This window comes from Nostoc sp. JL31 (genome assembly GCF_017114965.1).
Taxonomy (GTDB): domain Bacteria; phylum Cyanobacteriota; class Cyanobacteriia; order Cyanobacteriales; family Nostocaceae; genus Nostoc; species Nostoc punctiforme_A.
In genome coordinates this window covers 1-2,819 of record NZ_JABXKO010000023.1, presented here as the reverse complement: position 1 = coordinate 2,819, position 2,819 = coordinate 1, and the positions used below count along the sequence as shown (strand labels likewise).

3 protein-coding genes are annotated in these 2,819 nt (G+C 38.3%); 1 reads left to right on the top strand and 2 read right to left on the bottom strand.

The genetic code is table 11. From position 1 onward, the window contains the following. Positions 1–454 precede the first annotated feature (454 nt). The gene (locus HWQ43_RS04430) at positions 455–1,150 is read left to right on the top strand and encodes a pentapeptide repeat-containing protein (protein ID WP_292730686.1); all 696 of its coding nucleotides are present in this window, start codon (positions 455–457) and stop codon (positions 1,148–1,150) included. A 22-nt stretch (positions 1,151–1,172) separates the two neighbouring features. Here the strand turns inward: HWQ43_RS04430 and HWQ43_RS04425 are convergent, their stop codons facing one another. Both HWQ43_RS04425 and HWQ43_RS04420 read right to left on the bottom strand, forming a co-directional pair. Then, a complete protein-coding gene (locus tag HWQ43_RS04425; RefSeq protein ID WP_292730683.1) occupies positions 1,173–1,691 on the bottom strand; it encodes a hypothetical protein in 519 nt (172 codons plus the stop codon). 374 nt (positions 1,692–2,065) lie between these two features. Then, positions 2,066–2,572 (bottom strand): DUF1993 family protein, encoded by a 507-nt coding sequence (locus HWQ43_RS04420; RefSeq protein ID WP_292730682.1) that lies wholly within the window; start codon positions 2,570–2,572, stop codon positions 2,066–2,068. Positions 2,573–2,819 lie beyond the last annotated feature (247 nt).

Genomic DNA, 2,819 nt, shown 5'->3' with positions numbered 1-2,819 from the left:
ACGCACGGATCTAACTGAGAGGTGCGGGGAATAATATCCCCCATCGACTCAACCGCATTAATAGCGATCGCACTTAAACACTTTGATAACTCAATACTCAGAAATACCGTATTGGTTTTGGCAATTTTCCTAGTTTTAACCGCAACGATTAACAGCTTACGCACCCAACAAGAACATATTTAAGTATGATGACGTAAGATGTTGTGCATACAAGTTACACAATTTAAATCGTAGGTAAAAACTTCAAACCCTCTCCCCTGCTCCCCTGCGGTTTCAACGCATAAATTAAGTACTTAACAGCTTACCCGCCCAGCGTCTCTCAAGAGAGAACTTTTAGCAAGCGTTCGTTAAGCACGCACAATAATGGTCGGTTGTTACACACATCATTCTGATTGTTATTAGCCAGAATAGATAGTTAGAGCCGTAATCGCTGACAAATTCAAAATTTATAAAAATGAAAAATATTATCTCGATTGGTTGGAATAACTGGTTAAAACGGCATAAGGAATTTGTTTTACTATTTGACTCAATTGCTGCCGCTAATGAGATTGCTCTAATGCTTAACGCTCAATGGGATGGCTGCAATGGTGTAATTGTGGCTTCTAGTGATGAGGTAGCTGTTAACACTGCTGCCAAACTCTTACAAGCTACATGGTGTTATCAAGGCGCATCAAAAGCTGTTTTAGACAGAGTAACAACTGATGAAATTTTACGCCGTTATGCAATCGGAGAAAGAAATTTTGTTAATGCTAATTTGAGGTGTGCAGTACTTGCATCAGTGAAGCTGAGTGAAATTAACCTAAGTTATGCCTCCTTGAGTTGGGCGGACTTAAGTCAAGCCAATTTAAGTAAAGCTGATTTAACAGCAGCAGACCTGAGTCAAGCTAATTTAAGTAGAGCTGACTTAAGTAAAGCATACCTAATGAGGGCAAACCTAAGCGAGGCAGACTTGCAACGAGCTTCACTTCAGGGGGCTAACCTAAGTAGTGCTAACTTAAGTGAAGTCAACCTCACTGGTGCTGATTTAACAGGAGCTAATCTGTCACTAGCAGACCTAAGAGGAGCAAATTTTCACTTGTGCAATTTGAGTGGGGCTAACCTAACAAATGCCAAATTAATTGAAAGTGACTTGGCTTTTGCTCAACAATGATCGCCGAACTCCAGTATTACCTTTAGTCAGTTCCACCCCAAGTCCAGGTAGGATTGCCATTCTTTAAACTATTTTTTAGCACTACTAGGGGATAATCATTAGCATCAGAGCCACCAGCCAAATCTAAGATGAAGTAAACTTTACCTTTAACAAAGTGCATCCGTAAATAATTAATCTTTCCAGAATAGTCTTGCCCATCAACCTTAGTCATTCCAGCAGAAGCAAAGCATCTAGCATATTTTGGTTTGAGTGTCCCAACCCATGTAACGCTAAAGCTATTACTGGCTTGAACAGAGATATTACTGGCATAGGCACTCAGGTTAATAGAGCCATCTGTTGCAAAACTGCCTTCTTGATAAGGACGGGGTTTTTCAGTGACAATCACCTTGCTTGGACAGCTTTGTTTTTGCTCGTTTTCACTATAAACTTTTAGCTCAATGTTTTGTGATTGATTTTGTGCTTGGACGCACCAGTTGGACAACAGAGGCAGTAAACCAATACTTGTGCCTATAATCAAAATCAAAGGTTTAAATGAAATCATACTCAATATCCGACCAAATACTAAATTGAATCTAGTATTAGATTTTAGTAATTAATTGGGGAAATTCAAGTCAGGATAATTACTGATAAAGGGAAAAGGGAAATGTTGAAGAAAAAACTTTTCCCCACAATCCCAACAAGTCTATTTTTAGTAACCCAAGCAAGATGGGACTCACAAGTTTTGCTCGGAAATTCTCGAAAAAATTGCGTTGCGATCGCTTGTAAGCTAAAACATCTTACTAACTACATAGACCGTAGATGTACACGCACTCTTAAAGTTAATTCAGACTTCGCATACTGTTGAAATACCCTCAAAGCGAGTTGAGAATTTCATGCAATACCGAATAGGAATGAAGATGTTAAATATTGCTCCGATTAAGGCTGACCAAGAAAGTCTCCTTTACCAAGTTCTACACCGCAGTGTCGAAGAATATCGTATGCTGTTGTGACATGGAAATAAAGGTTTGGCAAAATAAAATAGAACAGATATGAAATTCCTTCAAAAGATAGAGTATTGTCACGCATCTGTAGGGTAATTGTTCTCTCTTCTGAACCGTCGATTTGCTCAGGTTTAAATGTATTTAAGTGAGAGATAGTTTTTTGAATGCGGTCAATAAGTTGGGGGAATGTAGTTTCATTATCCTCAAACTTGGGTGCTTCTATCTCTGCTAATTTTGCAGCACCTCTATTTGCGATATCACAGGCAATTTGTACTTGTTTCGATAATGGAAACATATCTGGGGATAGACGACTATTGATTAACACAGAAGGATCTATTTTTTTTGTTTCTGCATAAGTAGCACCTTTTTCAAGAATGTTTTTCAGGTTATTCAGTGTACGAATAGACACGGGTATTGAAGCTTTGTACATTGATATAGTCATTGATATTTTTCCTGGGTTTTGTTAGGTGATTTGGATTGTAGTAAGATTGCGATCGCTAGGGCAATCACAGCCGTGTTAATGGTGTGGTTAATTTACAGGCTTGGTTGTCAGTGTTTAGGGCTTAAAATTATGAGAAGGAATGTAATCACTAAATTAAGCCGAATATCTGTCCTACTTAATAAGTAAGCTACGGTGAACCTATCCCACTAATAATATTTTGTTAATCCAGATATGAATTGTAGCAAGG